Genomic DNA, 7,465 nt, shown 5'->3' with positions numbered 1-7,465 from the left:
GGCGCGCGGGGAAAGCGGAAAGTCATGCGACCGTGGACGCGCGTATGCGCGCGAGCAGCGCCACCAGCTCGTCCGGGCTCACGCGGACGAGCTGGGTGTCCATCACGGATTGGGCAAGGCCCGCACGCCAGGCAGCTCCGCGACCGTGGCTCCTTCGAAGAGCGCGCCGCAGCCCCGAAGAGGCCCTAACGTGATGCGCCAGTATCCGTTGATTGCCGAACGTTAACCTGTTCGTTTTCCCCGCGTCAACCGGCTCCCCTCCCCAACCTGCCGCCAGTCAGGGACCACGGCTGAGCCGGCCGTTCCCCGGGAACTCGCTGCCCCACGCCCCCGAGCGCCCTGGAAGCCCGGGCGGACCGAAGCGACTGGATAGCGCGAGGGCTGCGTGGGGATCCGCGGCACGCGGCGCCGCGGGCAGGGGTCTCCGCTGCCTGCCGCGGCCAGTCAGCCCGCCTTTGGGGCCGCCACGAAAACATGAGCAGAGAGTCATCCTCGATCACGCTGGCAAGCGGTTGATCGCTGATTAACTGTCCGCAAAACTAATCTCTTTTTCCCAACCTCGCTACGCCGCTCCCGAGCGTCCGGCGAACGTGCACACAGGCGAAATCGCCGTTGCCGCCGGAATCGCGGGACACCCCCCCACGCTCCAGCTCGCCGGACGATCCGTAGCAGGCGGCACGACCGGAGAGAGCGCACGCGATTCACGGACAAGCATGGCCCCGCGTCGCCCGCGACGCCCTTGTCCACGCTGCGGTGACCTGGACAGGGCGCCGCGGTGCACCCATGCCGGGAAACGACTCCCCAAACCGAGGTTCCCGGAAGGTGTGCGGCAGGGTGGCGGGTTGAAGCAAACGCTGTCCGGGGCTATACTCTCGCGCCCATTCCATCCCTCTTCCGGCAGCGGAGCTCCCCCGGCGTGAGTTCCCGGTCGGTGGCCGGTTTTGCGCGGTACGTCGGCGCTCCCAACGACGCGGGCGCCTGTCGCGCGCGTCCGGGCTCCCGGCCAGCGGCGGGGGGAGCAGCCGGGGTGAACCGCGGACCGCGAGCACCTCGTCTGCCGCGGGGGCGCTCGAACTACGCCGAACGTTCGAGCCGTCCCGGCTGTCCCGCGGCGGGCGCGCCGTTGCGCAAGGACCTGTCGTATCCACGCATCCTGGTGCGTATGCCGTTCGATGGATGTAGCCGCTCCGCGTCCGAAGCACCTGTCCCGAAACGAACACGCTGATGACCATCGACCTTGCCCGCACGCCGGACCTTTCTCCCAAGGATGGCGGGCCGCTGCGGCAGCAGGCGGAGTACTGGCAGGCAACGCTGGCGGCCGCGCCGGAGCCGCTGGAGGTGCCGGCGGACCGCCCACGTCCCGCGTTGCCGGACCACGCCGGTGCCGCCGTCCGGCTGGAGCTGGACGAGCAGGTCGCCGCGGGACTCCGGGCGCTCGGCGGCCGCCACGGCGCGTCGCTGTCCACGACGCTGCTGGCGGGCTGGGCCGCGGTGCTGGGCCGGCTGTCGGGGCAGACGGACCTGGTGATCGGCACCTCCATGGGCGGCGTGAACCCGCTGCCGGTGCGGGTGGACCTGTCGGGCTCGCCCACGGCCGCGGAGCTTCCTGGCCGAGTGGAGGCGCGGGTGCGGGAAGCGCTGCGGAACGGAGACCTTGTCCTCGAGCAGCTGGTGGAGCTCGTGCGGCCGGACGGCGCCGACGCTTCCGCCACGCCGCTGTTCCGCGCGGCGTTCGCGTGGGGTGACGCGCAGGAAAGCGGGCCGGAGCCGCGCTCGACCGCCGGGCTGGACCTGTCGATCAAGCTCCGGGAGGTGGAGGGCCGGATTGTGGGCGAGGTGGTCTTCTCGACGGCGCTGTTCGACCGGGAGACGGTGGAGCGCTACGCGGGCTACCTTCTTCGGATGCTGGCGGGGATGGCGGCGGACGAGACGCGGCCGGTGGACCGGCTGGCGCTGCTGTCGGACGAGGAGCGCCGGCGCGTGACGGAGGAGTGGAACCGCACCGAGGCGCCGTATGCCGGCACGTTCATCCACGACATGTTCCAGGCGCAGGCCTGGCGCACGCCGGACCGGGTGGCGGTGGTCTACGAAGACCGGCAGCTGACGTACGGGGAGCTGAACGCCCGCGCCAACCGGCTGGCGCACCACCTCCGCGGCCTCGGCGTCGGTCCCGACGTGCGCGTGGGGATCTGCCTGGAGCGGGAGCCCGAGCTGGTGGTCGCCGTGTTTGGGGTGTTGAAGGCGGGGGGCGCGTACCTGCCGCTGGATCCCGGCTACCCGCGCGAGCGGCTGCTGGACATGGTGCAGGACTGCGCCCCTGTGGTGATGCTGACGCAGGGCTCGCTGGCTGACCGGCTCGCCGGGCTGAATCTCCCCCTGCTGGTGCTGGATGAAGACGCGGCCTGGTGGGCCGAACAGCCGGACACGGACCCGGAGCGTGCCGCGCTGACGCCGGAGAACCTGACGTACGTGATCTACACCTCCGGCTCCACGGGGCGCCCCAAGGGGGTGGAGATGACGCACCAGGGCGCATCGAACCTGCTGCACTGGTACCTGGGTGCCACGGAGATGTCGGAGCGCGACGCGGTGCTCGTCGTCACCTCGTTCAGCTTCCACCTGACGCAGCGCAACCTGATGGCCCCGCTGTTTGTGGGCGGGCAGGTGCACCTGGCGCGCGAGCCGTTCGAGCCGCAGCGGCTCGCGGCGCAGATCATCGCGTCCGGCATCACCATGATGAACGTCACGCCCACCGGCTTTCAGGCGCTGGTCGAGGTGGACGGGGGACGGGCGATCGGCGGGCTGCGGATCGTGGTCTTTGGCGGGGAGCCGCTGTACCCGCGGCAGCTGGCGCGGGTGCCGGAGCCCCGTCCCGTGTTCCTGAACCCGTACGGATCCACCGAGGCGACCGGGATCACCTGCCACCACTACGCCCGTGCGAACCTGTCGAGCTACTCCAGCCGCTCCATGCCGCCGGGCCGCCCCATCGCCAACGCCCAGATCTACGTGCTGGACGGGGCGGGCGAGCCGGTGCCGGTGGGGGTGACGGGGGAGCTGTACCTGGGCGGCGCCGGGGTGACGCGCGGGTACCGGAAGCTCGCGGCGCAGACGGCGGAGCGCTACCTCCCCGATCCCTTCGGCGCCACGCCCGGCGCGCGGATGTACCGGACGGGCGACCTGGGACGGTGGCTGCCGGACGGAACCATCGAGTTCATGGGTCGCGGCGACTCGCAGGTAAAGGTGCGCGGATTCCGCATCGAGCTGGGCGAGATCGAGGCGCGGCTGGCGGAGCACGCGGCCGTGCACGAGGTGGTGGTGGTGGCGCGGGCGCGCGACGGCGAGGCCGGCGACCCGCGGCTGGTGGCCTACTACACGGGCGACGGGGCGGGCGCGGCGGCACTGCGCGCGCACCTGGCGGAGCGGCTGCCGGAGTACATGGTGCCGGCCGCGTTCGTCCATCTGGACGTGCTGCCGGTAAACCCCAACGGCAAGCTGGACCGCAAGGCGCTGCCGGAGCCGGAGATCGCTTCGGAGGACGAGAGCTACGTGGCGCCGCGGACGCCGGTGGAAGAGGTGCTGGCGGGGATCTGGGCAGAGGTGCTGGGCGTGGAGCGGGTGGGCGTGGACGACCCGTTCTTCAGCCTGGGCGGGCATTCGCTGCTGGCCACGCGGGTGGTGTCGTGGGTGCGCGAAGTGTTCGGCGTGGAGCTGCCGCTGCGGGCGCTGTTCGAAGGGCCCACGGTGGCGGAGATGGCCGGGCGCGTGGAGGAGATGCGCCGCGCGGAGCTGGCGGTGCTGCCGCCGGTGGTGCCGGCCGGGCGCACGGACGCCCTGCCGCTCTCCTTTGCGCAGGAACGGCTGTGGTTCCTGGACCAGCTGGAGCCGGGAAGTGCCTTCTACAACCTCCCCTTCGCCCTGCGCCTGCGCGGCGCGCTGAACGTGGACGCGCTGGAGCGGGGCCTGGGCGAGATCGTGCGGCGCCACGACGCGCTGCGGACGGTCTTCGTGGAGCAGGGCGGCACCACCCGGCAGGTGATCGCGCCGTTCGCCGGCTTTCGCCTGACGATCAAAGACCTTGCCCATCTCCCCGGGGAAGCGCGCGAGGCGGAGGTGCAGCGGGAGCTCATCGCGGAGAGCCTGGAGCGGCCGTTCGACCTTTCGGCGGGGCCGCTTTTCCGGGCGAGCCTGCTGCGCCTGGGCGCGGAGGAGCACGTGCTGCTGCTCGGGCAGCACCACATCGTCAGCGACGGGTGGAGCATGGGGGTGCTCTACCGGGAACTGGCGGCGCTGTACGAGGCGTATCGCGACGGGCGTGAGCCGCCGCTGCCGGAGCTGGCGGTGCAGTACGCCGACTACGCGGTATGGCAGCGCGAGCAGCTGGAGGGCGCGGCCCTGGAGCGGCAGCTTTCGTACTGGAAGGAGCGCCTGGCGGGCGCGCCGGAGCTGCTGGAGCTGCCCACCGATCGTCCCCGCCCGCCGGTGCAGACCTACCGGGGCGCGACCTTGCCGGTCGAGCTCTCGCCGGAGCTGCTGGAGCGGCTGCAGGCGCTGGGGCGCGGTGAGGGCGCCACGCTGTACATGACGCTGCTGGCCGCCTTTCAGGTGCTGCTGGGCAAGTACAGCGGCAGCGACGACATCGTCGTGGGCAGCCCGATCGCGGGGCGGACCCGCAAGGAGGTCGAGGGGCTGATCGGCTTCTTCGTCAACACCCTGGTGCTGCGGACCGACCTTTCGGGAGACCCCAGCTTCCGTGAGACCCTGCGGCGGGTGCGGGATGTGACACTGGGCGCGTACGAGCACCAGGAGGTGCCCTTCGAGCGCCTGGTGGCGGAACTGCAGCCGGAACGCACCCTGAGCCACGCGCCGCTCTTTCAGGTGCTGTTGACGCTGCAGACCGCCGGCGGCGGAACCGACGCGGCCCAGCTTCCCGGACTGGAGGTGAGCGGAGTCGGGGCGGAGCGCGTGAGCGCCAAGTTCGACCTTTCCCTGGAGCTCCGTACGTCCGCCCAGGGCCTGCGCGGCGGACTGACCTACAGCACGGACCTCTTCGACCGCGGCACGGTGGAGCGGATGCTGGACCACCTGTCGCGCGTGCTGGAGCAGGCCGCCGCCGACGCAGACGTGCCGCTTTCGCGGCTGGCGCTCGCCGGGCCGGAGGAGCGTGCCCGCGTCGTCGTGGAGTGGAACCGGACGGAGCGGCCGTTCCCGGAAGCCTGCATCCACCAGCTCTTCCAGGCGCAGGCCGGGCGCACGCCCGACGCGGTCGCCCTCGTCTGGGGCGCGGAGAAGCTGACGTACGGAGAGCTGGACGCGCGGGCCAACCGGCTGGCGCACCACCTGGCCGGGCTGGGCGTGGGGCCGGAAAGCCGCGTGGGGCTGCGCGTGGAGCGCAGTGTGGCCAACGTGGTCGCCACCCTGGCCGTGCTCAAGGCCGGCGGCTGCTGCGTCCCCGTCGACACCAGCTATCCCGCCGAGCGGATGGCGCTGATGCTGGCCGACTCCACTGTCCGCGTCCTGCTGACCGACGGCGAGCTCGACGTCCCGGGCCTTCACGTCATCCGTCTGGACCAGGTGGCGGAGCTGCTCGCCGCTCAACCGGATCATCCTCCGTCCGCGAACGCGTCGGCGGGGAACCTGGCCTACGTTTTCTACACCAGCGGCAGCACGGGACGGCCCAAGGGTGTGATGATGGGGCACCGCGAGGTGGTGCAGTACGCCGCCTGCATCCCCCATACGATGCCGATGGGCCCCGGCGACCGCGTGGCGCAGGCGTCCAACGCCAGCTTCGACGCGGCGGTGTTCGAGATCTGGGGCGCGCTGCTGAACGGCGCCACACTGGTGGGCATCGACCGCGACGTGCTCCTCTCCGCCCCGCTGCTGGGGCAGGCGCTGCGCGAGCAGGGGATTACACACCTCTACCAGACGGCCGCGCTCTTCAACCAGCACGTGCGGGAGCAGGTGGACGTCTACGCCTCCCTGCGCCAGCTGGTCTTCGGGGCCGAGGCCGTGGGGACGGAGGGCGTGCGGGCGATGCTGCGCGAGGGGAAGCCCACGCGCGTGCTGCACGAGTACGGGCCCACGGAGGCCACCGTGTGGTGCACGCTGGAGGAGGTGGACGAGGTGGAGGAGGGCGCGGCGACGGTGTCGATCGGCCGCCCGATCCCCAACGCGCGCGCCTACGTGCTGGACCCGGCGGGCCAGCCGCTCCCGGTGGGCGTGCCCGGCGAGCTGTGCATCGGGGGCGACGGCGTGGTGCGCGGCTACCTGGGCCGCCCGGGGCTGACGGCCGAACGTTTCGTCCCGGACCCGTTCGCCACGGAGCCCGGCGGGCGGATGTACCGCACCGGCGACCGGGCGCGGTGGAAGGCCGACGGAAAGCTGGAGTTCATGGGCCGCCTGGACGACCAGGTGAAGATCCGCGGCTTCCGCATCGAGCCGGGCGAGGTTGAGGCGGCGATGGCGGCGTACCCGGGCGTGCGCGAGGCCCGGGTGATGATGCGCGAGGATCAGCCGGGTGACAAGCGGCTGGTGGCGTACGTGGTGGGCGAGGTGGAGACGGACGCGCTCCGCGAGCACCTGCGCGAGAGTCTTCCGGAGTACATGGTTCCGCAGGCGTTCGTGCCGGTCGACCGGATCCCGCTTACGCCCAACGGCAAGCTGGACCGCAGGGCGCTCCCCGCGCCCGGAAGCGACGCGTACGCCGCGCGGGAGTACGAGGCGCCGGTGGACGAAACCGAGCAGGCGCTGGCGGAGATCTGGGCGGAGGTGCTGCGGGTGGACCGGGTGGGCCGCCGGGACAACTTCTTCGAACTGGGTGGGCACTCGCTGCTGGCCATGCGGGTGCTTTCGCGAGTGCGGGAGGTGCTGGAGGTGAAGGTCGCCGTCCGTCTGCTGTTCACCTGGCCGGTGCTCAAGGACTTTGCCCGGGAAGTGATGGACGCCCAGCTCGCCCAGATGGATCCGGACGAGATGGCGCAGCTGCTGGCCCTCGTCCGCGGGTCCCCCGTCGCATGACCTCCCGCTTGCCTGAAAGGTCGTCGCCAACCCGTCGAATACGTTGATTTCCTGAGGGAGGCGCCGCTCCGCAATGGGTTGATACACAACGCCCTGGCTCCGACCCAAGGATCTCGCCGGCAGCACCCGGGGGCTGGATCAGTGCCGCGTGCCCAGCCCCGCCCGATCCCGGATCATGGAAAAACTTTGTCTCACACGGGGTCAACGGGGTCAACGGTTTTGATCTTTACCGTTGACCCCGTTGACCCCGTGTGAGATGCCTGGTTCCAGAGGAACAGAGGTCAGCCGCATTCCTCCTCTGTTCCTCTGGCTGTTCTCTGTTCCTTATAGTTATTCCGGAGTTATCCACGGGCTGCGAGGAGAGTGCCCCCACGCGTTGCTCCCCGCAGCAGGTTGTGGATAACTCCGCCGGAAGCTTGTTTTTCGCACACACGCACCGCCGCGCTACGGATAA

1 protein-coding gene is annotated in these 7,465 nt (G+C 71.2%); it reads left to right on the top strand.

Features of this window, described 5'->3' with window-relative positions:
• Positions 1-1,224 precede the first annotated feature (1,224 nt).
• Positions 1,225-7,011: an amino acid adenylation domain-containing protein gene (locus ACOJUJ_RS11920; RefSeq protein WP_420127100.1), complete on the top strand. Its 5,787-nt coding sequence runs from the start codon at positions 1,225-1,227 to the stop codon at positions 7,009-7,011.
• Positions 7,012-7,465: the final 454 nt, after the last annotated feature.

Source organism: Longimicrobium sp. (genome assembly GCF_048594345.1).
Lineage (GTDB): Bacteria > Gemmatimonadota > Gemmatimonadetes > Longimicrobiales > Longimicrobiaceae > Longimicrobium.
Note: the sequence above shows the minus strand (reverse complement) of the source record. Positions and strands in the feature narration are given on the sequence as shown.

Bases quoted from the DNA above. Each gene is read 5' to 3' on its own strand.
- ACOJUJ_RS11920 (WP_420127100.1), top strand. From the start codon at position 1,225: ATGACCATCGACCTTGCCCGCACGCCGGACCTTTCTCCCAAGGATGGC.